The following is a 21,706-nucleotide window of genomic DNA, read 5'->3' as shown; positions in this document are numbered from 1 at the left end:
AAAGGTTTTTAGTAAGCGGCTCCATCGCTTACTAAAAACCTTTAATTATTCACACCCACTTAGGAATAAGAATTAAATAATATACAATTTATGTCCCTGGCTTACCTCACACTCAATCCCTCTCCTTACAAAGGAGAGGGATCGTGAGACAGGATGAAGTTTTGCATTTTATTTAATCCACGGTCTTTACTTAAACCCACAATAAAGCTACCCAAGTTTTTATACCGATAATTCCATCAGCTTGCAATCCTTTAGAGGTTTGGAAACTAACAATTGCATCCTTCACTGACTCAGAGAAATGCCCATCAATGGCATTAGTATATAATCCAATATCTTTTAATTGCTGTTGTAATTGTTTTACTTTTAGTCCAGAATCTCCTAGCTGAAATCCATTAAATCTATTCAAATCGGCTCGACCACTAACACCTGGTACACCAGATATATCACCTTCATATTGATGGATTAGGTATTGCCCCTGCCAAGCACTAGGAATAGTTGGAACCTTAGTTCCATAGTGGGCAATCCATAACGGATAAGTAGCAAAATCAGATGGATTGCCAAGTTCTGTCCAGAAACTGGGGAATGTATAAATGATTGGTTTGATTGGTTTTTTTGTTTGTTGTAGAAGGGCTTTTTCCACCTCTGCTAACCACTGTTTGGCTGCATTAACCACATTTTGGTTACTTACATTGTCGTTTTTCTCTATATCCAGAACTGGTGGCATGTCTCCCGGTTCTAATTTGCCTAGCGTTTTTAAGAATTCCTTCGCTTGCTGAACCGGGTCAGATGTATGGGGGTGAAAAAAATGATAAGCACCCCGAATAATACCAACAGTTTTCATCGTCTGCCAGTGATGAGCAAAAGCAGAATCTTTGATGCTAACTCCTTCTGTGGCTTTGACAAATGCAAAAGTTTTACCAGAGTTTTTTACTGCTGTCCAATCTACTCTGCCGTCTTGATCGGCAACATCAATTCCTTCCATAGAATTTTTTAACCTTTTTATACAGTACAATACTGAACTTATCAGAAGTTCTGATCAAATTTATGCTATTTCTGAATGTTTGAGTAAATTCCATAAATTTACTAGGGTTGAGTGCCAACGGCTCGCACTGGAGTCACTCTAACTTTGCGTGTACAAGGCTTGATTTCTTCTGTAAGGGTAAAGTGCTGGTAAGCATTAGGAGGCGTGATTTCAATTTTACTAGACATTGGGCAGTGTTCCTCTGGGGAACTAATGTGGTTATATGCTATCTGAAATGAGGCTTGTGTTCCAGGAGCTAGAGTTACTTGTTGTCGAGGTTGCTGACTCGAAAAGTAAGTGTCCTTGGAGCGGATAACTTTAACCCCCTCCAAAGGCTGACCTTTTGCATCCAGTAGTGCCAATCCCGGATAACCGTTGAGGGTGCAAGGGGATGAGGCGTTATTGGTGAAGGCGTAGGTGAGTGCAACATTCCCAACGCCAGCATCTTGGGAGACTCGGCGCACTGACAATTGGCTAGTTTCACAGCGCGTCGGATTCGTGGCAATAGTGGCTTCAGGGGTAGAATGGTCTATACTTTTTGCAGTCGGTGTAGGTGTTGAGGTCAACACAGTTTCCTTCGTCGCCTGCTCAGTGCTTGCTGGCAAGGCTTGCGGCTGTTTTGTGACAGAGGAAGAACCGACACAGCCAGTTGTCACCGCAGTCAGGAGCAACAACATACTGCTTTCCAAAATTAGAATTCGCATATATTTTTTGTCTCTAGTGAACTACTTACACTGATGCTTTACATACAGTATAAGTTTCCAATTTCACAAGGGTTAGCGTTGCTGTGTATATACCATTTCAACAGCTTATCCATCTTTTCGGGCAACGTGAACAGCAGAAAGAAACGAGAGGTGTACACTGTCTCCAAAGTTCCTCAGCTTTTCCCGCAATCCTGCAAATAGCAACTCCTTCGCCTTTGGCTCCAGTCTCATCATGGTACTTAACAGCTTGAGGTAGTCATCGATGCTGTACGTAACCTCACACGCGATTTGCTTAGTCACCAACTCCTTAAAATAACCAGAGTCTAAAATGTCTTGTTCAAACCCTCTCAAAATTTCCGCTTGAGTTTTGGCACCTTCATACCGCACAAGTGAGGGAGCATAGGCTTGATACACTTCCTCGATCGCTTGGTAAACTTCGTATTTCGGTTCAGGCCTCAGATTCCATAGCAGGATGAGAGACCCGTTGTCGCGTAATGCCATAGCTGCCTTGCCATACCGAATCTCTGACGGTATCCAGTGAAAGGCGTTAGCAGATAGAACGGCATTGAACTGTTTTGCTTGCACTTCCCACTCCTCAAATGAGGTGTTGTGGATTGCAACGTTTGGATAGGTTGCACAGTTGCGTTGTGCCAAATGACAAAAATCCTGGTTTGGCTCAAGACACGTCATTGAAAAACCAAATTGAGCAAAAGCTACCGTCGCATTTCCTGGACCACAACCGACCTCAAGAATCGATGCATCTGAGGAAAGTTGGGCTAAAACGACGGACCGCTCGATCAGTTCCTTTGGATATTTTGGTCTGGCGTTGTAATAAATATCAGCAACGGGAGAATACCAATTCCTTCGCTGTTCTAAATCTATAGAAGCTCTGGCATTTATTTCTTGTTTAGAGTTTTGCATAAGCTAGTTTTATCAGCTTTTGAGTCCAACTTCATTTTATTTCGTCTCGTGGATCAAAGACCAATTCAATATCGATTGTCGCTATACTGTTTGCAAGATTACCATCAAACAAAGTAGGTACTGCAAAATCCCCTCGCATCCTGGTAAAGATTGCCTTGTCGTGGGTTTGATTTTACATCCCCGTCCCCGAAGCTAAGTATTCAACCGAATTCAATATTATCTGTTGCTTCAATCAAAGCACTGCAAATTCCTGGTTCACTCATCGAATGCCCTGCATCAGGAACCACAATAAATTCTGCTTCCGGCCAAGCCCGATGTAATTCCCAAGCTAATATCATTGGGCAGACTACATCATAGCGTCCCTGAACAATTACAGCCGGAATATGGCGGATACGGTCTACATTTAAGAGTAATTGATCTTCTGTTTCCAAAAATCCCTTATTCATAAAGTAATGGCATTCAATACGTGCGAAAGCTGAAGCAAATTCACTCTCGCCAAACTTTTGCATGAGTTCTGGATCTAAGAAAAGTCTACTTGTACTAGCTTCCCAAATTGACCAAGCACGCGCTGCTGTTAATTGAATTTCTAAATCTGGATCGGTCAAACGTTTGTAATATGCTGCGATCAGATCATCACGTTCTGCGCTCGCAATTGGTTTGATATATTCTTCCCAAGCATCAGGAAAAATATAGCTAGCACCCTCTTGGTAAAACCATCGTAACTCTTTTTGCCTCAGCATAAAGATACCACGCAGAATTAGCCGCGTGCATCGAGAGGGATGGGTTTGACTGTAGGCTAATGATAAAGTGCTACCCCAACTACCACCGAAGACTGCCCACTTTTCTATACCTAAATGTTGGCGCAGTTTTTCGATATCACTGACTAAATCCCAAGTGGTATTTTCTCGTAATTCAGCATGGGGCGTACTTTGACCACAACCGCGCTGGTCAAACATCACCAACCGCCATTTTTCTGGGTGGAAATATTGGCGATAAAAAGCTGGACATCCACCACCAGGACCCCCATGCAGCAAAACGATAGGTTGACCTTGCGGGTTCCCTGACTCTTCAAAATGAATGGTATGAAGATCGGAAACCTGTAAACTACCTTCTAGATAAGGTTTAATCGCTGGATAAAGTTCTCGCATTTTCGATATTTTATCAGTAATGTTGTGATTGCGATCGCTTGTCAAATCAAATAATCTCGATACCCATGATACAACCCTCCAATGAACTTCTACCTAAACAGCGATCGCCTCAGATGAAAATCATCACAGCATTGAAAACTTGGACTGCTACTCCTGATGGAATCTCAACAATTGTGCTAGCTAAGATGGCATTCAAAATGGCAATAGCATCGGCAATTTCTTTTGAAATTGCTCAGGCGTTGCGATGGGAGTATCCTTTTTATGCAGCGATCGCCGCCATCATTGTGATGTCATCTACTCATGGCAGCACTTTGTTACTAGGAATTGCGCGAATAATTGGAACCGTGATTGGTGCTATAGGTGGAGCCATCTTTGCGGTTGCACTCGGTAGCAATTTCTGGTCACTGGGAATCAGTGTATTTTTGACCATTTTTCTGACTTCTTATTGGAAATTCAATGAGGCGGCGAAATTGGCGGGGTATGTGTCAGCGATCGTCATTTTGAGTCACAGCCAATCTCCTTGGCTATATGCGTGGGGTCGTTTTCTCGAAACCCTCTTGGGTATTGGTGTGGCGCTGTTAGTAAACAACTTTATTTTTCCTGCCTCTGCTGGAGTCGAACTGAGGCGTTGTTTGTCAAAAACGCTAACTGATTTAGAGCAGTTTTATGAGTTGGTTGTGGACTCTGCCTTTACAGGAAACTACGATCGCCCCCGTGTGGATAAGTTGAAAATTAGTATCATTACTTCACTAAGCAAGGGGCGATCTCTATGGGAGGAAGTCAGGCAGGGACAGACAAACGAACCGCCAGAAAAACGGGTAAATGAAGCCTGGGAGTTTCTCATCCGCAGGATTTGGGAACACATCTTGACAATGGAACATACCGTACTTGCTAGAGGGCAGGATACTTTCTGGCAAATTCTTTCACCTGAAATTACCCAACTGGCACTGGAAACTGAGACTGCAATGCTCACTCTAGCAACAGCTGTCAAATCGCACCAGCCTAGTTTATCTTTGTCAGCAATGGAAGTTGCAATCACCAATGCTACAGAGCAATTAAATCGGTTGGAAGAAATTAAACAGCAAGATTACCCAATGGATGAGATACTCCGGTTTTTCACGTTCTTTTACACGATGGAAGAGGTGGGCAGAAAACTGCAAAAAATGGCAGGTACGCTAATTAACATTTAATGAAGAGTGCTGAGTTGAAAGACCGCCCACAAGAGGTGGGGCAAATACCTGCGTGGGAAGTACTGAGTATTCTTGTTCTTATATCATGTCCGCTTGATTGCTTATTAAACCCGAAGAACCCCACCCCGCCAAAGCTATGCTTTGTCTCCCCTCCCCGCTAGCGGGGAGGGGTTGGGGGTGGGGTTCTTTTATTATGGGTAATCTGGCGGACATGATATTACTCAGCACTCAACACTCAGCACTCAAAACCTTTAGAAAGTGAAAGTTGTTCTCAGCGTACCAATGATTGCATCATCGTTGTTGCCAGGAAGTTGACCAGGATTGGTTAACCAAATTACCCCAGGAGTAATAGAAATGTTGTCGGTTACGCGATACTTATAGAAACCTTCAAAGTGGTATGGTTTATCACCAGTGTTACCTCCAACATAAGGTTCAATACCTGCGAAAATTCCTAAGACATTGCCCTTCTTACCTAAGTCTGGCAGGGCTACCCCAAGTCCATAACTCCAAACTTGACTATCATCATTAGCACCAACGCCTGTGATGTCGCTGTAAACCGCAAAGCCACTAATTGACAGTTTATCACTAGGTTTAAAAGCAGCCTCAAAGCCGTAGGAATTACTTGAATATGGATTGCCACCACCAACAAAGTTAGCTTGTGCAGTACCGACTATACCAGTTGTTGTACTCGCGGAGCCTGCATCGAATAAAACAGTACCACCATTATGATAACCGTGGACGTAGGTTGCAGCTAAGGTGATGCGATCGCCTAGTTTTAAGTTCAACTGTCCTAAAGCAGCATAGTTACCCTCGAATAAACCCGTATTTAGACCAGGGTTATTCGCTTGAGATGCCAAGTAACCCAAGGTTAATGAAGGTTCAAAGCTACCGCCACCTTTACCAAAGGCTAAGTTAACGCCGATACCAGCACCACCGCCAATCCGATAGATTGGACTTTCAGAAGCAAAGGTAGACAAAGCACCATTACCGCCATCATAATCCTCAAAGTATGGATTGACGGTAGGAACGTAATCGCTCTGAATACCTCCACTAGCAGCTATGTAAACTTGGGAGTTGCCAATGGGGAAGTAATAGGACAACCAGTCTATATAAACACTGTTGTTGTTGGAAGGGGACAGGCTATAGGTTTGAGTCCCTTCAAATGTGCCACCTGGTAAAGCCAATCCAATTGCATTACCAGCTGCAAGCCTAGTATGCAAAGTATCTTTACCTGTGAAGCTGGTTTGCAAGTCTAAACGCACCCTGTCTTGGAAAACAGTGTTGTTGTTGTCGTTGTCGCCAAAGTTGTCCGTGACAGCGAAAATTGCTTCACCAACCAGCTTGGTTGTAGTGGAAAATTGATTTGCTTCTAGTTCAGCACTCCGTGCTTCGACAGCATCTACTCGACCACGCAGAGTTGCTAGTTCTGCCGAGAATTCCTCTTGCAAACGCTGGAGGGTCGTCAAATCCTGTTTTGACACCAAGCCAGTAGTTGCTGTCGCAATCAGTTCATTAACTCGGTCTAAACAAGCATTCAAACCTGCGGCAAATTCATAACGGGTCAATGCTCGGTTGCCACGGTAAGTACTATTGGGGTATCCAGCAATACAACCGTAGCGTTCAACCAGGGATTGTAAAGCTTGGAATGCCCAGTCAGTCGGCTGTACATCAGAAAACTGAGAAACTGATGTGACTTGAGACAGTGAATTTTGGTTCTCGCCTTCACTGCTGTAGCGGTTAACCTCTTCTAAAACGTTATTATCATCAGTCTTTTGGGCAACCAACTGCTGATTAACTTTTGGTTTCTCTGTTTGAATGAATATTGAAGCAGTAGAGGCTATTGGTGCTTCTGTCTGAGTAGTTTTTGCCTTTATATCTTCATAAGAGCCTGCTACTTCAGCAGCCATAGCCTTAACGCAAACCAACACCGTCACTCCCAAAACTACTGGACTTAGTACCAGAGTTTTCCACAAGAGATGAGACATTTTTTTATTTTCCTTTCCCAAAAAAGACCCGAAATCAGTGGGTTCAAGAAAAAGAGAACAAGTAGTTATTCTACTTGTTGGAAATCTTACCAGATTGCAGTGAACTAAGATATGTCTCACAAATTTTTTCATCCTCTTTTTTTGGCGAAGGTATTGTTACAGTAACCATGTTTGGCAATGCGATCATACCCGCGTGGATGTGTTGCTGGTAGATCAACATGGTGAATTGCTAAGTCGTCCCTGGTTAACAACAGTAATCGACACTTACTCTCGTTGCATTATGGGTATCAATTTGGGATTTGATGCTCCTAGTTCTCAATTAGTAGCGTTAGCGTTACGTCAGGCGATTTTGCCAAAGCAATACGCTTGGGAGTACAAACTGCATTGCGAGTGGGGAACTTATGGGAAACAGAACACTTTTATACTGATGGCGGTAAAGACTTTCGCTCTAACCATTTAAGTCAGATTGGGGCGCAGTTAGGGTTTGTCTGTCATTTACGCGATCGCCCTTCTGAAGGTGGAGTAGTGGAACGTCCCTTCAAAACATTAAATGACCAAATATTTTCAACGCTTCCTGGGTACACCGGATCTAATGTGCAGGAACGCCCAGAAGATGCAGAAAAGAATGCAAGACTGACTCTGAGAGAACTGGAACAGCTACTTGTGCGCTACATCGTTGACCGCTACAACCAAAGTATTGATGCGCGAATGGGTGATCAAACTCGCTTTGAGCGTTGGGAAGCAGGATTGCCCACAGTACCAGTACCAATACCAGAACGAGATTTGGATATCTGTTTAATGAAGCAGTCACGGCGCACTGTGCAAAGAGGTGGTTGCTTGCAGTTCCAGAACTTGATGTATCGAGGAGAATATCTGGCAGGTTATGCCGGAGAAACTGTCAACTTAAGGTTTGACCCCAGGGATATTACAACAATTTTGGTTTATCGCCAGGAAAACAATCAGGAAGTATTTCTGACCCGCGCTTACGCTCAAGGTTTGGAGACGGAGCAACTGGCATTAGATGAAGCTGAAGCTGCAAGTCGCAGACTCCGCACCGCAGGCAAAACTATACTATTTGACATATTTTACAATACCGCAATACAGAGCAAATAAAGTTAACAAACGTGGAGAAGCGAAGCCCAACACGAATTGTTGTTACTTGGCTTCGCTTTCACTCACCTATTATCTCAAGGGGATTTTACGAGTTTTGGGTACGACGTTCTAGGGCTTGCAAGATTTGATCGAGCTTGGACTTAAGTTCTTGCTGTTCAGTTGCTAATTTCTTGAACTTATCGAGCAGATCTTGGTGCTTGACTTCTAACTCACTGAGATTTTTGACTTGGTTAATACTGCGCCCAAAGCCCATTAGTGCTGGACGTTCCACATAGGTGACTCGGTGCATCACCCGCCAAGCTTTGTTGGGTTTGCCTGCTTCGACTTGTCGCAAGGCGCGGGCTTCTTCGTCATTGCTGGCAAGCCATTCCGGATCTACCACGTAGTTGAAGAAGTCAAAAAAGTTGTTGGTGCTACCTTCTAGGTAGAAGCTCATAAAGCGGTAGCGGTCTACTTTTTCCCCTGGCAGGATCGGGTAATCATTGTAGTCGGTAACGCCCTTGCTTTCTACCCCGCTTAAATCCACATTCAACTGTAAGCCCTTGCTGCGGGTTTCAGTTTTATTCATGGTTTGGGTCATGTTGACCGTCGCTTGGGCAGTTAGCTCTGCACCGACTCCACCTGCTGCAAAATCCCCTTCAAAACCCAAACCAGCATTCATGGTAAAGGAGCCACCAATAGTATGCTCGGCGGTACTGGCAAAGCTTTGAGATTCTGTTCGCAGTCCGCCATCGGCATCCCATACATAGGTGTTGACAATGTTCCGCTTACCAGCACGAATTTGGATATCTTCCATTTTCTTCTGCCAGCCAGCAAAACTTGCTGTGGCTTGCGTCCTTTTCTCTTGGTCTTTGATCTTAGCTTCTATTTCTGCTCGCTTCTGCTGCTCGGCTTCTGACTGCTTATCCTGGTCTTTCTTAGTTTGTTGCTCGATATTGTCTAGTTGTTCATTTTGTCGTCTTTTTTGCTCTTTTTCCCAGTCCGAGTCACTCATACCCTCTGGCTTGTCTTCTTCTCGGCTGACTGAGATGCCCGTAGGAGCCGCACCGCTGTTCACCTCTCGATCTAACGAGGTTTCATCAACCAAAAGAGCATTATACTGGGCAAAATAAGCTTCTCGCTGCTTGTCCTGCTGTTCGATTTGTTGTTTGAGGTCATAAGCCTCTTGCAGGCGATAGTAACTGGCGGGATAGAGGGAACCGTACTGACTTCGCATTTCGGGAACGTGCTTAAAGAAGTGATCGCTCGTCGCCCTGCTACCAGTCATTCCATCCAAGCTGCCTTTCATCACATAAGCAGGATTGATCAAAAAAGTGATCGTATTCACGTCTGGCGGAATATTCTCCACGGGTTGCACTTGGTAGCCGATCATCTTCCTGCTGCGGGCTAACCGGGTAATAAATACATCTGCTAGAGCAGAAACTACTAGCGCGTAGCCCACATTTTTAGGAATGAATCGTTTTCCTAAATGGGGGAAATGGGCATCTTGTTCTACTGTACCACGTAGTTCCAGTTTATCGCTCATGCTCACGGATGAGCCAGATGCGATACTGCTCTCATTCTGGAATTGGTTGCTGGTGTCAAGGTTGCCTTTGAAACCCGCACGAATGTCGGCAATCTTTGTCTCAACTCCTAAACCTGCAGTTATTTCAACATTAGCTCCTGCAAAAGTGTCTGCACTAGCTCCTAAACCATTGTCTTGCGATCGCCTCCAACTAAACTCCACGTCTTCAGACATAGTTATTTCCACTGAAGTCGCCCCGTTGTAATCGTCTTCCTCTGTCAGGTTTTCGCTGGGAATTGGTGGTGCGCCTTCAATATAACCCAAGAGAGTGGGGGCGAACTGGGCATTGCCGATCCAGTTCAGTTCTAGAGTTTCGATGCGTTTGTCCGGCAGTAGGTTAACGCCGTTGAGGATACCAGAAGCAAAGAACCGCCGCATGATCGCAGATTTTTGCTTGGTAACGGCGTCTAGAGTAACGGTACTGTATTCTGTGCTGACGACTGCATCGCTCACAATGGGCAGGGTATTGTCATCTGTGATGATCGCTCCCGTAACGGTGCCGTGATGATTGCCTGCGAGGTCTGAGACTTTGTTCACAGTGTTTGCAGTGCCTTCTGGTTTGATTTCATTTAAGGGCCAGTAACCGACCAGGTTTTGCTCTTTGTCAGTTAGGCGCTTGTGCATATTCGCCTGAATTTCGGTTTGGGTGCGGGCTACCTTCCAGATGCGGACTTCGGCAATTTGACCTTGGAATTGATTATTAGTACCGCTTGCAGAAAAGTCTAGTCCCCCAATTTGAAATGAAGATACCGAGTCGCCATAATTTTGTGTAACAGACCCTTGAGTTTTGATTTGGGTGCCATCTATGTAAAGGAATAAATTCTTGCCATCGCCTATGGCAGCGACATGATGCCAGCTATTCGACACAAAGGGATTATCGGCGACTAGATTACCCCCCTTTTTAGTCCAAAGGGAAAGTTTTTTGCTAGACAGACTAAATTCAACAACATCGTTTTGACCAAACAAGCTAATGTTTGCGTCTGGAACTGAAGCAGCTTTAACCCAACCTTCCAGCGTGAAGGCTGACAAATCATTCATTAAGTTTTTCGTTGTAGTAGTGATAGAATCATCCACCCCGTCGAACTGCATCACTTGATGTCCCGGATTGCCAATAGGTGCTGCACAGCCCCACCAGCTTGCGCCCCTAATCGTGCCATCATTCCGTTCATTTCCAGTCGAGTCGCGTACTGTGGTTTCTGTGGCTTCATTCATGGGATAGTAAGCTCGCAAACCAGGTTCGTCACCACTGAGCAGGGTTTTGCTGTTGACGGCAATTTCTTCCTCACTTAAGGCAACTTCCCAGATGCGGACTTCCGCTAGTTTGCCGAATTGCTGGGAATTCGCTTGAGCATTCCCGATGGTGGAGATAGGACTGCTACTCTTGAAAATTTGTTTTTCCAGTTCCTTTTTGCCAGCGTCTGTTGTTTGAGCTTCTATAGCTTTTTGCTTGACATCGCCGACTTTCTTGCCGTCTATATAAAATAAGGTCGTGTCTCCCTTGGCTACAGCCGTCAGATGGTGCCAGCCGTTTGACAACAGCTTTATATTATAGCCGCTATCGTGAAACTTACCGCCATAATACGTGCCTAACTGTTCCCCGTCTTTAACAACAATTTGGCGATCGCTGCCATACTGGTTGCCAGTTAAAGTATTCCAATTCTGTTGCGGAAGTTGCGGAAGCGGATAGGAGAACCAAGCTTCTATTGTCCATTCATTAGTTAAGTAAATTGGGTTTTCCAAGTTGACAACATCGTTGTTTTCTGCAATGTTCAAGCAGACGCGTTGAGCATCGGGAAGCCACTGCTCAGCAGTTGCGTTGCGGCTGTCAAACGTAGCATCAAAATTAGTTTGCCGCATCCGACCTTGGTTGTCAAAATAGCTCAGTTGTACGTTGCCTTCGCAAGTTTCAATGGCGTTTAAGCGGCTGGCTGGCTGCACAAAGCCGAGTAAGACTGCTTGAGTTACCAATCCTTTGGAGTCTTTGAAAACTTCAGGCATGGTTTGCGGCGTTTGTTGGGGGTTTTTTACTCCATTGATGAAGTTCTTATTGCAATCGTTTAAAAGATTTTGAATCGAAGTGATTTCTTTGAGGAGTTGAGTAAGGCGTTGCTTCCAAGCATCTTCATTCTGCGTGCTTGCAGCCAATACGGACTGGAGTTTCGTTAATTCCTCGTTGGCTTTCTTAAGATCCTGATTTTTTGCTTGCCAATTTTGGGATGCTAGCTCAATTTTGTTATTGTTTGTCTGAGCCGTTTTTCTTATCTGAAACTGATTCCCCTGATTCCTATGCCGAATCAGGAGAGTGTTGTTATACTCAGACTGATCTTTAACGTGTATCCCTTTCCAAGAATTTCCTACTTGTATTTCGACCCGATAAGTCTCATCATCAAGATTTGCATTGAATTTGAAAAGATTGCCATTACCATTATGCCGAACCAGGGAAGTGGTGTCATCCTGAGACTGATCTTTAACGTGTATCCATTTCCAAGAATTTCCTACTTGTATTTCGACCCGATAAGTCTCATTACCAGCTGCATTGAATTTGAAAAGATTGCCATCACCATCATGCCGAATCAGGGGAGTGGTGTCATCCTGAGACTGATCCTTAACGTGTATCCCTTTCCAAGAATTTCCTACCTTTACCAAGCTGTAACACAAATAATTAAAAGGACTATTCCTTTCTGTATTATATGTAGATAAAAGGGTTTGCTCTTCTTCGGTGAATCTTCTAATTGTCTCCTTTAATATCTCAATCTCTGTTTTGGTTTGATCTTGATTATTATAGGCATCAATTTGCAACTCCAACTCTCGCTTTTCTTCGAGCATAACTGCTTCCTGTTGCTCTGTTGATTCCAGTTCTTTCAAATTTACTGCTAATGTTGCCTGACTATCAACCAAAATTGAAAGATTTGTCACACTATCGCTGTACTTAGCTTCAGTAATGCTGTCAGAAACCAGTCGGATGCGATGCCTGCGAATGTCTAGCTCACTCCACTTACCTTGAACCTGATGAATGCCAAAAGAACGCAACACAGATACTCCATCCGGCACGGTAAAGCGCGACTTCGCTTTATACCAGTTATTTGTTAAGGAGGAAAATTCAGTCACATTGTCGGAAATCTCTATCCAGTGTTCAGAACCTCGACTCTTCTTACCTTTATAGGCAATAGCAAAAATCTTGCCATTTTTGTCATCAACATTATCAGGATTTACATTCAAGTTGGTTTTGAACTCAAATTCCTCCTCATAAGTAGCTCTCTCAGAAACGGCAAACAGTTCTTCATTTTCATACTTAGTTGCTGGGGTACCGGGTTGCAAGTCGCGTATCAGGGTGACATCACTCACATAAGCTTCGCCATGCACAATGCCATGATTTTCGTTAACGGAAAAATCTAGAACTTGGCGCTGATCGCCTTCAACAATGGCACCCAACCGCCAGTACCCGACCAAACCGATTTCTTGACCTGTCAGTTGCAGGTACATACTGTCTTTAATCTCTTGAGCCGTGCGGGCTTTGTTCCAGATTTGGACATCGGCAATTTTGCCAACAAAGGAATGTCCGATTGCGGAATCTATTTGGGCAGGAAATATTTGGGCAGTAAAAATATAGGCGCTGCCCGCACTGGTCCCGCCAGTACTTTCCCCAGTAGCGCCGACAATAGCAGTATCTCCACAGATGGCGGAGTGGCCGAAGCAGTCATTAGCTTGCTTGTCGCTGGCTTGGAGTTTTTGAACTTCTGACCATATGTCTGCTTTGCGTTTGAAAATATAGGCGCTGCCCGCATTGTCCCCGCCAGTATCTTCCCATTTAGCGCCGACAATCGCTGTATCTCCACTGATGGCGACGGAGAAGCCGAAGGAGTCACTAGCTTCCTTGTCGCTGGCTTGGAGTTTTTGAACTTGTGACCATGTGCCTGTTGTTGCATCGGGTTTGAAAATATAGGCACTGCCCGCATTGGTTCCGCCAGTATCTTCAAATTTAGCGCCGACAATCGCCGTATCTCCACTGATGGCGACGGAGGAGCCGAAGGAGTCACCAGCTTCCTTGTCGCTGGCTTGGAGTTTTTGAACTTGTGACCATGTGCCTGTTGTTGCATCGCGTAAAGCGGTCTACCAGCAGGGTATAAGAATTGGACTGGCGGAAAATGTAGAGGTGTCCTAGTCCGGAAACCACTTGCACCGGGGCGACGGCTGATTCAGTCTGAGTTTTGTAGCGAGACTTGAGAATAAACTTGCTGATGTCACTCTGATAGGTAAGTTCTTTTGTTTCTTTGTCGATAACCGACTGGTCATCCTCTTGATTGGGCAATTCTAACTCTTGCCAGTTTTCCCAGCCAGTCCGTTGGGCTTCTGGGGTATTGAGGTAGCTGTCTTCAAAGCCGTCCTGCTTGACAGCGTACCAAATCTTACCATCCGCATCCGTCGCGATGACTACGACTTTGCCTTCATGGGCGATGCTATTGATGTGCTGGAGTTTTTCTTTTTGTAGAAGCATAATAATTGTCCTCGAATTCATGAACTAGGCTAAAAATCAAGGCTGAATCAACTTTTTTCAACCTTGAAAAAATGGGCAGATGTTTTGAACATCCAGTTATTTAATTACTACGACTAAATCTTTGGTGAATTTCTAACGTCAGTTCTAGCCGATATCCTCAAATTTTTAATACTAAGTATTAAAAGTTTACAAGGTACACAAAATGTGTGTTAGCGAGACAAACAGAGGCAATGCACGATTGCCATTCCTCTAATTAAGCGATTGCTAATCATCAGGAGGTTGGGAAGACGGATAATAGGGGCTAGAGACTCCGATGACTTTAAACCAGAATTTGCTCGCAACTGATCCGCAGCACTTTAAAGGTTATCAGAGATATTTCTTGTCAAAACTAGCACTCATTAATTAAAATTCCCTCAAAATTTAACCAGGATGGGGGTATCTGGCGATCGCCCTCTTTTAGTTTGTTTAATCACTCTTTCTCAAACTTCAAAAGGTGAGGGTAAAGGGGAACCTTGGAATCTTCACCACTTGACCCTTTACTGCTGTGTTGACAATCGTTTGTGGACAGAGGAGGGAATAGAAATCGTTCGCCAAGAGAAAGCAGATGAAATTACTAAATTCATCACAAACATGAAGAAGAAAAGCGATCTAAGCGATACACAGCAAGCTTTTATTCAACGTAAACAATCAACACTGACTCTAATAAACAATTCCTTTGAGCGTCCTAGTAAACCGCTTTATCAAAGTCAATCACACATTTTGGTTGGAGTAAGCCTAGAGCTAGAAAAACCTGCCACAGTAGCTGTAGTGGATGCGATCGCAAACAAAGTCTTAGCTTACCGGAGTATTAAACAATTACTTGGTGACAATTACCAACTCCTAAATCGCCACAGAAACGCCGCCTCACAAAATTTTGAAACTGGATGGGTGGCAACAACCCTCCACGTACTGGGTGGGTTGAAAGTGCCAATCAACCAGCTAAGGCGATCGCCAAGCAGATAGGTGGCAACAACCCTCCAGGTACTGGGTGGGTTGAAAGGTCGGGGGGATTCATTTCCCCCTGCCGCCCCTCAGTGGCAACAACCCTCCAGGTACTGGGTGGGTTGAAAGATCCCTTATCTTGGCCAGTGATCTACCCACGCACGTGGCAACAACCCTCCAGGTACTGGGTGGGTTGAAAGCAACATGATCATATTGATCCATTGGAAAGTAAAAGTGGCAACAACCCTCCAGGTACTGGGTGGGTTGAAAGTTGATGCGTTAGAGTGTTTGAAGTGATCGCAATATGTGGCAACAACCCTCCAGCTACTGGGTGAGTTAAAAGTTGAATTAGACCTAGCTTCTGCCAGGGAAAGGCTAGAAGTGACAACAATTCTCCAGCTACTGGGTGAGTTAAAAGGCTAAATCTATAGCGATCACTATAGTATGTATATGGTACTAATAGCCCTGCCAGTACTGAGTAAGCTATCTTAGTTTTTATTAGGTTTAATTAGGGAGGGTTGAAAGAGAGCGCTACGTTGACAATTATAGTTATAGCTTTTGTAAATAAATCACATTAATCTGTCACTGGCACATAAATGATCTCAATTTATCCCGACGACAATTAAATAGTCACAATGACATTAATCTGTCACCAACTACAAATAATTAGTCACTCTACAAAAATGGACGTAACTGGATTCGAACCAGTGACCTCTACGATGTCAACGTAGCGCTCTAACCAACTGAGCTATACGTCCTTAACCACACGATTTATAATCATAGCATAGATTTTCTTGACAAACCAATATAGAGGGCGGAAATTAGGCAAACTCTATTTCCTAGATGACCCTAGTGTATGATTGATAAGGTTATTCGGTTCTGGTGGGAGTCAGCTACCAGAGGTAACGGGGAAAAATCAGTGCAAATCCGGCGCTTGGGAGCAACTGTGAACCAATTTGAGAGTAATCTAAAATCCAAATTTGAGTGAGTCAGGATGCCCGCCGAAATAGATTTATCAATTCCACATATCTGCGAGGTACAGATGACTACTGTAAATATTTCCCCAACTAGTCCCTTGAATGTTGCTGACCATACTTTATTTGTTTGCAAAACTTGCGCTAGCGTTTGGCAAGATGGAAAACGCTTAGGTGAAAGTGGCGGTCAAAAACTTCTACACCAACTTCAGCAGCTTGCACAAGATTGGGACTTACGAGATCAATTCTCAATTCAAGAAGTTGAATGCATGAGTGCTTGTAATCGTTCCTGTGTAGTTGCCTTTGCTGCCAAAGGGAAATTAACATATTTATTTGGTGATTTAGCCTTTGATGGTAGTGCTTCTGCGGTACTAGAATGTGCTAATCAATACTATTTAAAAGCAGATGGTTTATTGCCTTGGTCAGAGCGTCCAGAAGCCCTGAAAAAGGGCATTTTGGCAAAGATTCCACCTTTATCTTAATGATCCGCGTTTTGATTCTGGGTGGGACGGGAGATGCCGCAGAACTAGCTGCGAGAGTGGCGACTATCCAAGGGTTAGAAGTAATCACGTCTCTAGCCGGTCGCACCCGTAAACCATCAGTTCCGTTGGGCGATTTACGGGTTGGAGGCTTCGGTGGTGTGGCTGGATTGGCTAGCTATCTGCGAGTAATGGAAATCGACTTATTAATTGATGCAACCCATCCTTTTGCTACTCAGATTTCCTGCAATGCGGCAGATGCTGCAACCGAAGTCAGAGTACCCCGTCTGATGTTAATTCGTCCGCCTTGGCAAAAAGTAAGTGGCGATCGCTGGATTGAAGTTGACAGCGTTGAAGCCGCAGCAGCATCTGTAGCAAACCAGGTACAGCGAGTATTTTTGACAGTCGGTAGGCAAGAACTCGCCGCTTTTGCTCACTTAGAGAAAATTTGGTTTCTGATGCGGATGATTGACCCTCCTAACGATGATGCTTTAGTACCACCGGGAATGATATTGTGCGATCGCGGGCCCTTTACCCTCAATAATGAGAGACAAATCCTAATTGATCACAACATCGATACCATCGTCAGTAAAAATAGCGGTGGCGATGCCACAAAGCCCAAGATTATTGCGGCGCGAGAACTGGACGTGAAGGTTGTTATGGTAAATCGTCCAGCCATACCGCCAGGAGAACAAGTTACTGATGTTGATGGTGCTTTGGTATGGCTATTTGACAAGTTGCATAACTATTGCTGATCAGACAAGGAAAAAACCAACTGCCGCATTACAGCAGTTTTCATTTATTTTAGGACTTACGCAAAACTACACGCGCTCAGGGGCAATTCATGAATTGCCCCTACGGGAAATCAGGGCTTTCACTGCCTTTTGGCATAAGTCCTGTATTTGAATCACATCTGTCGTCGGGGCATAGCATTGCTCATGCATTTGACACTCCCCGCGATAAATCGACGAGGATTCTTAGTTCAACGAAACCACTTAACCTAGATTCCTTGCGTCGTCTAAACCAGAGGTGGGATTCTCCCTAAGCGTTAATTCGGGTATGCCCTACCCTATTTGCATTAGTGCAAGTCCTGTTTCGTTTGAAACAATTTGTTTCAAAATGCTGATTTGTCTAGCCCCTATAAATCTTTTACCTACTGCTAGGAGGAAACTAGAATAATGCAGTAGAACCGCATAGATGAGGCAGTGCGGTCTTGGGGTTTCCCCAATTAGAGCAACTGCCGTTCAATTATCAAGGTTCAGTGCTTTGTCTTTCGACGGCTAGGTTTTTTAAGTGGTTGATTACCTTTCCACTACAATTAGTATAGCAGCATCTTAGTACACTAATAAATTAAAAGCCGTCGTAGAACGACGGGGCTTTAAACCCAATTTTTCGGTAAAATGTAAGTAATTAGTAGTAATTGTTGGCTTTTCGCGTACTGTTAATTAACCCTCTGCAATATCCGCGATCGCACTCACAACCTCCATGAAAAATCTAGCTCTACTATGTGCCATAGTCCTCGCCACCACATCTGGATTAGTTTTCGGGACAATGCCATCTGCCTCTGCTTTAAGTTGGAACTGGAATTATTCTGGTATTGGCATCGCGGCGAACGGTACTTTCACTACTAATGACACCCCTAACGATTTGGGTTTTTACCTGATTTATGGAATTACTGGTACACGAAATGGTGAAACAATTACAGGTCTGCAAGCCGCCGGAACTCCAATACCGGGAAACGAACCTTTTGATGTTGACAATTTAATTAGTATTAATACTCAGCAGTTAACGGGTAATGGTTTTGGGTATTCCACTTCGACAGGAAATCATTCTAGCTCATTGTTTGCTAGTTTTTTGCCGACACCAGGTTATTTAGAGGTTTTTTCTGCGCCGCCAATCATATCAGGTTTTGAAAATTTGGGATTGGAAGATAGTGAATTACCCATTAGTTTTTCTGCAACCATAATCACCGTCCCTTAATCCACCTCTATCCTTAGCTTACATCGATGGGCATTCTAATTACCAAATTATTCTCAGTATTCTAAATTCGGATGACTTTGAACACAGACGTGCTATAATCTGAGAGACTAAGGGCGCGTAGCTCAGTGGATAGAGCAACAGATTCCGGTTCTGTGGGTCGGGGGTTCAAATCCCTCCGCGCTCGTTACCTGTACATTAACTAATTATTTGTCATTGTTAACAGATTGATGTCATATTTAACTAATTGATGTCACTGTTAACATATTAGATGTCATATTTATATACTGCTATATCTTTATAAGTATGGCAGTATTATCCTTGTGCATCTAACTTATAACCGGATTAATTATTCACTATATAGAGTCAGAGGTCATTCCCTCCAAACAAAGAATCTGCTGCTCTATCCTTTCAACCCACCTAAAAACTGTCAGCTTGTTATCGAAATTGAGAACCAGTCACAAAAAGTCGATAAAGCTTTTAAAGTAATGCTAATACCGAGAAAGAGCTAATTTACGAACAAGATGGTATATATTTTTTCAACCTGCCTCTAGCTGGGAGGGGTGTTGAAACATCAATATCAAATTTTGGCAGACCAGATAAAGAATGCTTTCAACCCGCCTCTAGCTGGGAGGGGTGTTGAAACTCTTGGAGATTGGTTTTTTCTAGTAAGTCAATTGGCACTTTCAACCCGCCTCTAGCTGGGAGGGGTGTTGAAACTTGGATTTAGCGGCAATCTTGTTGATAATCACTTTCAACCCGCCTCTAGCTGGGAGGGGTGTTGAAACCTCAGAGATACTGTGTTCGCATCTTCGATAGTATTCTTTCAACCCGCCTCTAGCTGGGAGGGGTGTTGAAACCTTTTATCCGGTTGTACCACCAAAACCTGATTTATCTTTCAACCCGCCTCTAGCTGGGAGGGGTGTTGAAACTCTGCGCTTCAAACCCTTGATTTACCAATAGTTATGAAGGCATTTTTGTCACGTCTCCCAAAATCGCCCGTCAGTTAATACTTAAAAAAGAAATCAACTGACATACTAAAAGCTATAAACCTTATTAAACAAGCGATTTAAAGTTTTGGCAGGAGTCCCAGGGAAATCGCCCCCGCTTTACCATGCCAAAAAATAATTAAGGTGGGTTCCTCCTTGATCGGAGGTGATTCAGTAGCCACCACTGCGGTAAACCCGCACCTCTATTACTGGGGGCGCACCTAATTCCTATCCACAAGGGATAGCAGCATCAAGGTGGGCAGCTACCAGGGTCAGAAAGCAAGACTGTTTAACAGCAGTCAAACTAACCCAAATTTACACAGCACAGAGGCTTGTAACAAGCATGAACTGCGGCGCTATTGAGTATTCTTATTCTATTATCAAGGTTCGGTGTTTTGTCAATCAGTTTATTTTGCGGGAATGGTAAGCTGCGATCGCTAATTCTTTCGCTTTCTGTTGTGGACTACCTCGAATTGGCTGTTTTGACTCCTCTATCACAATTCCAGCTTTAACAGCTGACGAGTGAATATTTGCCATCAATCTGCCGTAACTCCATTGATGAACGCTAACTCGGTACTGTTTGGCATACTTTTGTTGAACTTCTATTTTTCTTAATTTGTTGATCTTCTAGGAAGCGTTTAAACCAGTGGAGTTGGCAAGAGTCACAATAGACTTGAAAGCTATGCTCACTCAGTCCGTTGAATTTTACACAGATGCGCCCAAACTGGTTTTTAAACCAAGTCATGTCTTCGTTGGTTTCGTAAGCTACCGGGAAAGGTACTTTGCTAGATTGTCTTAAAAGGCTGGCTTGCCAAGATTTCGCCTCGGTTTCATTTGTTGGAACATCTTGGGTAGCAACAACAAGAGCTTCTAACCATTTAGCATCGGTTAAATCTCGTCCTTTGGGAATTCGTGTTTCTAGCTGTTCTCTGAGGCGTTCAATCTGAATTTGAAGTTTACGACGGCGTTGAGCAAATTTTTTAGCGTCTTCCTCTTTATCGTTGATTTTGCAACCATTTTTGAGCAAATAGCTGATAGCACAACGAGTCAAGTTATCTTCTGTGTTGCCGTAAGCCTCAAATAAATTCTTTGATAAACTGCGATCGCTATCTGAACTTTGAGATTTTTTGCGCTTTTTAGCTTTTTTTAAATTCGTTGATTGAGTTTCAGCAGTATTGAGGGGAGTAAGTTGAGCCAAAATTTCAGCAGCTTTAATGCGAAGACTGTCTAAGCTGATACCACTAGTTTCTACCAATTCAACATCACTGTTAAGCATTTCCAACCAGCGAATTTTACCTTCTAGTTGGGACTGCGATCGCTTCATTAGCGCAAACCATGATTTATATATGTAATTCACCAATGCGATCGCACTGCTGTAAAACCGCCCAGGCTGACCGATGAAGCGAGGGTCGATTTTCAAAGGTTGGCAAAGTTCTTTAACAACATTACTGGGGTGTTTGCCCTTTTGTCGCCAAGTTTCAAACTCTGGATGTTGACTTACCTGATGCAGTAGTTCATTAATCAGTGGCGTATTTAGCTGTGCCATCAACTCCCATAGTCGTTGGCGTGATGACTCTGAGGCTACAAGGCGACACTGAATAGTGATTTGACTCATCGTTTTAAAACAATACTGTCTAATACTAACACATTTGTATTAAACAAGTCTTCTGTAAAATAAATTGTATGCAGGAGACATTTTTTACAAGCAAGGAAGCTGCTGAAATCACAGGCTGCACCCTCCGTCAGCTACAGTATTGGCGAGAAAGGGGGGTGATTGTTCCTGTCATCAGTGATACTGGAACAGGACGTAGTATTTATTACTCCAAGTCTAATTTGCTGGAACTGGCTGCAATGTCATATTGGTTATCTGTGGGGTTAAGTTTTGACATAGCCAGCACGACGCTGAAAAAGCTGAAAGACCAAGAGCCGGAGTTATTTACTTCAGGCAAAGGTAAGCGGTTTATGTTGTTGTCGGAAGTACAGGAGCGATCGCTTGAACTTGTGGAGTATGACAGAAAAAAGGCGATCGCATCTTTAGACGAAGGTAAACCTGTAATTCCCATATGGTTGGACGAAATTTATCAAAAGTTGGCGCTGAAGTTGGAAAAAAGTTAAAACTTCTGGGATAAAGCGGAAATGGCACTTAAGTAAGTGGGCTTCGTGCT

Annotated in this window: 14 protein-coding genes, 2 tRNA genes, 3 pseudogenes, 1 CRISPR repeat array and 1 riboswitch; of the genes and pseudogenes, 8 read left to right on the top strand and 11 right to left on the bottom strand. The window is 43.8% G+C overall.

Annotation, left to right across the window (positions count from 1 at the left end):
• Positions 1-190 precede the first annotated feature (190 nt).
• The 4 genes from V7K36_RS27490 to pip all read right to left on the bottom strand — a co-directional run bounded on the left by V7K36_RS27490 (position 191) and on the right by pip (position 3,794).
• Positions 191-982, bottom strand: coding sequence for a GH25 family lysozyme (locus V7K36_RS27490; RefSeq protein ID WP_335120848.1), 792 nt, complete (start codon positions 980-982; stop codon positions 191-193).
• A gap of 101 nt (positions 983-1,083) precedes the next feature.
• The gene (locus V7K36_RS27485) at positions 1,084-1,725 is read right to left on the bottom strand and encodes a DUF4232 domain-containing protein (protein ID WP_335120847.1); all 642 of its coding nucleotides are present in this window, start codon (positions 1,723-1,725) and stop codon (positions 1,084-1,086) included.
• A 105-nt stretch (positions 1,726-1,830) separates the two neighbouring features.
• Entirely contained in the window at positions 1,831-2,646 is an 816-nt protein-coding gene (locus tag V7K36_RS27480; protein ID WP_335120846.1) for a class I SAM-dependent methyltransferase, read from the bottom strand.
• A gap of 200 nt (positions 2,647-2,846) precedes the next feature.
• On the bottom strand, positions 2,847-3,794 hold the full coding sequence (gene pip, locus V7K36_RS27475; protein ID WP_335120845.1) for a prolyl aminopeptidase: 948 nt from the start codon (positions 3,792-3,794) through the stop codon (positions 2,847-2,849).
• A gap of 65 nt (positions 3,795-3,859) precedes the next feature.
• Between pip and V7K36_RS27470 the strand changes: the two genes are divergently transcribed.
• Positions 3,860-4,984: an FUSC family protein gene (locus V7K36_RS27470; protein WP_335120844.1), complete on the top strand. Its 1,125-nt coding sequence runs from the start codon at positions 3,860-3,862 to the stop codon at positions 4,982-4,984.
• Positions 4,985-5,235: 251 nt separating this feature from the next.
• Here V7K36_RS27470 and V7K36_RS27465 read toward each other — a convergent pair whose 3' ends face one another.
• Entirely contained in the window at positions 5,236-6,969 is a 1,734-nt protein-coding gene (locus V7K36_RS27465) for an iron uptake porin (RefSeq protein WP_335120843.1), read from the bottom strand.
• 157 nt (positions 6,970-7,126) lie between these two features.
• Between V7K36_RS27465 and V7K36_RS27460 the strand changes: the two are divergent.
• Positions 7,127-8,082: pseudogene (locus tag V7K36_RS27460) on the top strand (Mu transposase C-terminal domain-containing protein); the annotation flags it as partial.
• A gap of 85 nt (positions 8,083-8,167) precedes the next feature.
• On the opposite strand, the gene V7K36_RS27455 reads toward V7K36_RS27460, so the two are convergent.
• The 3 genes and pseudogenes from V7K36_RS27455 to V7K36_RS27445 all read right to left on the bottom strand — a co-directional run bounded on the left by V7K36_RS27455 (position 8,168) and on the right by V7K36_RS27445 (position 14,141).
• Complete coding sequence (locus V7K36_RS27455) at positions 8,168-13,129, bottom strand: LamG domain-containing protein (RefSeq protein ID WP_335120842.1); 4,962 nt, start codon at positions 13,127-13,129, stop codon at positions 8,168-8,170.
• A 177-nt stretch (positions 13,130-13,306) separates the two neighbouring features.
• Positions 13,307-13,666 (bottom strand): annotated as a pseudogene (locus tag V7K36_RS27450) (FG-GAP repeat protein); the annotation flags it as partial.
• 13 nt (positions 13,667-13,679) lie between these two features.
• The gene (locus tag V7K36_RS27445; protein ID WP_335120838.1) at positions 13,680-14,141 is read right to left on the bottom strand and encodes a hypothetical protein; all 462 of its coding nucleotides are present in this window, start codon (positions 14,139-14,141) and stop codon (positions 13,680-13,682) included.
• 429 nt (positions 14,142-14,570) lie between these two features.
• On the opposite strand from V7K36_RS27445, the pseudogene cas12k (V7K36_RS27440) reads away from it, so the two are divergent.
• A pseudogene (gene cas12k / locus V7K36_RS27440) lies at positions 14,571-15,041 on the top strand (type V CRISPR-associated protein Cas12k); the annotation flags it as partial.
• 27 nt (positions 15,042-15,068) lie between these two features.
• A CRISPR array of direct repeats spans positions 15,069-15,540; the repeat unit is 37 nt; unit sequence GTGGCAACAACCCTCCAGGTACTGGGTGGGTTGAAAG.
• A gap of 266 nt (positions 15,541-15,806) precedes the next feature.
• On the opposite strand, the gene V7K36_RS27435 reads toward cas12k (V7K36_RS27440), so the two are convergent.
• Positions 15,807-15,880 (bottom strand) — tRNA-Val (locus V7K36_RS27435).
• Between the two features lie 99 nt (positions 15,881-15,979).
• Positions 15,980-16,142, top strand: a riboswitch (cobalamin riboswitch).
• A 22-nt stretch (positions 16,143-16,164) separates the two neighbouring features.
• Between V7K36_RS27435 and V7K36_RS27430 the strand changes: the two genes are divergently transcribed.
• From V7K36_RS27430 to V7K36_RS27415, 4 genes are all read left to right on the top strand, one after another.
• Entirely contained in the window at positions 16,165-16,578 is a 414-nt protein-coding gene (locus V7K36_RS27430; RefSeq protein ID WP_335120908.1) for a DUF1636 family protein, read from the top strand.
• On the top strand, positions 16,578-17,330 hold the full coding sequence (locus V7K36_RS27425; protein WP_335120836.1) for a cobalt-precorrin-6A reductase: 753 nt from the start codon (positions 16,578-16,580) through the stop codon (positions 17,328-17,330). Before V7K36_RS27430 ends, V7K36_RS27425 begins: the two co-directional genes overlap by 1 nt.
• A gap of 730 nt (positions 17,331-18,060) precedes the next feature.
• On the top strand, positions 18,061-18,555 hold the full coding sequence (locus V7K36_RS27420; RefSeq protein ID WP_335120835.1) for a PEP-CTERM sorting domain-containing protein: 495 nt from the start codon (positions 18,061-18,063) through the stop codon (positions 18,553-18,555).
• A 111-nt stretch (positions 18,556-18,666) separates the two neighbouring features.
• Positions 18,667-18,739 (top strand) — tRNA-Arg (locus V7K36_RS27415).
• Positions 18,740-19,943: 1,204 nt separating this feature from the next.
• Here V7K36_RS27415 and V7K36_RS27410 read toward each other — a convergent pair.
• A complete protein-coding gene (locus V7K36_RS27410) occupies positions 19,944-20,078 on the bottom strand; it encodes a hypothetical protein (protein ID WP_335120833.1) in 135 nt (44 codons plus the stop codon).
• 28 nt (positions 20,079-20,106) lie between these two features.
• The gene (gene cas12k, locus V7K36_RS27405; protein WP_335120831.1) at positions 20,107-21,156 is read right to left on the bottom strand and encodes a type V CRISPR-associated protein Cas12k; all 1,050 of its coding nucleotides are present in this window, start codon (positions 21,154-21,156) and stop codon (positions 20,107-20,109) included.
• A 68-nt stretch (positions 21,157-21,224) separates the two neighbouring features.
• Between cas12k (V7K36_RS27405) and V7K36_RS27400 the strand changes: the two genes are divergently transcribed.
• Positions 21,225-21,656, top strand: a complete 432-nt coding sequence (locus V7K36_RS27400; RefSeq protein ID WP_335120830.1) for a MerR family transcriptional regulator — start codon at positions 21,225-21,227, stop codon at positions 21,654-21,656.
• Positions 21,657-21,706 lie beyond the last annotated feature (50 nt).

Origin of the sequence: Nostoc sp., assembly GCF_036919555.1 — a bacterium.
Classification (GTDB): Bacteria; Cyanobacteriota; Cyanobacteriia; order Cyanobacteriales; family Nostocaceae; genus Nostoc.
The sequence above is the reverse complement of the archived record's forward strand: the minus strand, read 5'-3'. Positions and strand labels throughout refer to the sequence as shown.

What these genes read in the sequence shown, in the direction of transcription:
- cas12k (WP_335120831.1), bottom strand. Translation starts at nt 21,156, where the DNA reads ATGAGTCAAATCACTATTCAGTGTCGCCTTGTAGCCTCAGAGTCATCA.
- V7K36_RS27465 (WP_335120843.1), bottom strand. Translation starts at nt 6,969, where the DNA reads ATGTCTCATCTCTTGTGGAAAACTCTGGTACTAAGTCCAGTAGTTTTG.
- V7K36_RS27480 (WP_335120846.1), bottom strand. Translation starts at nt 2,646, where the DNA reads ATGCAAAACTCTAAACAAGAAATAAATGCCAGAGCTTCTATAGATTTA.
- V7K36_RS27420 (WP_335120835.1), top strand. Translation starts at nt 18,061, where the DNA reads ATGAAAAATCTAGCTCTACTATGTGCCATAGTCCTCGCCACCACATCT.
- pip (WP_335120845.1), bottom strand. Translation starts at nt 3,794, where the DNA reads ATGCGAGAACTTTATCCAGCGATTAAACCTTATCTAGAAGGTAGTTTA.
- V7K36_RS27455 (WP_335120842.1), bottom strand. Translation starts at nt 13,129, where the DNA reads ATGTACCTGCAACTGACAGGTCAAGAAATCGGTTTGGTCGGGTACTGG.
- V7K36_RS27430 (WP_335120908.1), top strand. Translation starts at nt 16,165, where the DNA reads ATGACTACTGTAAATATTTCCCCAACTAGTCCCTTGAATGTTGCTGAC.
- V7K36_RS27490 (WP_335120848.1), bottom strand. Translation starts at nt 982, where the DNA reads ATGGAAGGAATTGATGTTGCCGATCAAGACGGCAGAGTAGATTGGACA.
- V7K36_RS27410 (WP_335120833.1), bottom strand. Translation starts at nt 20,078, where the DNA reads ATGGCAAATATTCACTCGTCAGCTGTTAAAGCTGGAATTGTGATAGAG.
- V7K36_RS27400 (WP_335120830.1), top strand. Translation starts at nt 21,225, where the DNA reads ATGCAGGAGACATTTTTTACAAGCAAGGAAGCTGCTGAAATCACAGGC.
- V7K36_RS27425 (WP_335120836.1), top strand. Translation starts at nt 16,578, where the DNA reads ATGATCCGCGTTTTGATTCTGGGTGGGACGGGAGATGCCGCAGAACTA.
- V7K36_RS27445 (WP_335120838.1), bottom strand. Translation starts at nt 14,141, where the DNA reads ATGCTTCTACAAAAAGAAAAACTCCAGCACATCAATAGCATCGCCCAT.
- V7K36_RS27470 (WP_335120844.1), top strand. Translation starts at nt 3,860, where the DNA reads ATGATACAACCCTCCAATGAACTTCTACCTAAACAGCGATCGCCTCAG.
- V7K36_RS27485 (WP_335120847.1), bottom strand. Translation starts at nt 1,725, where the DNA reads ATGCGAATTCTAATTTTGGAAAGCAGTATGTTGTTGCTCCTGACTGCG.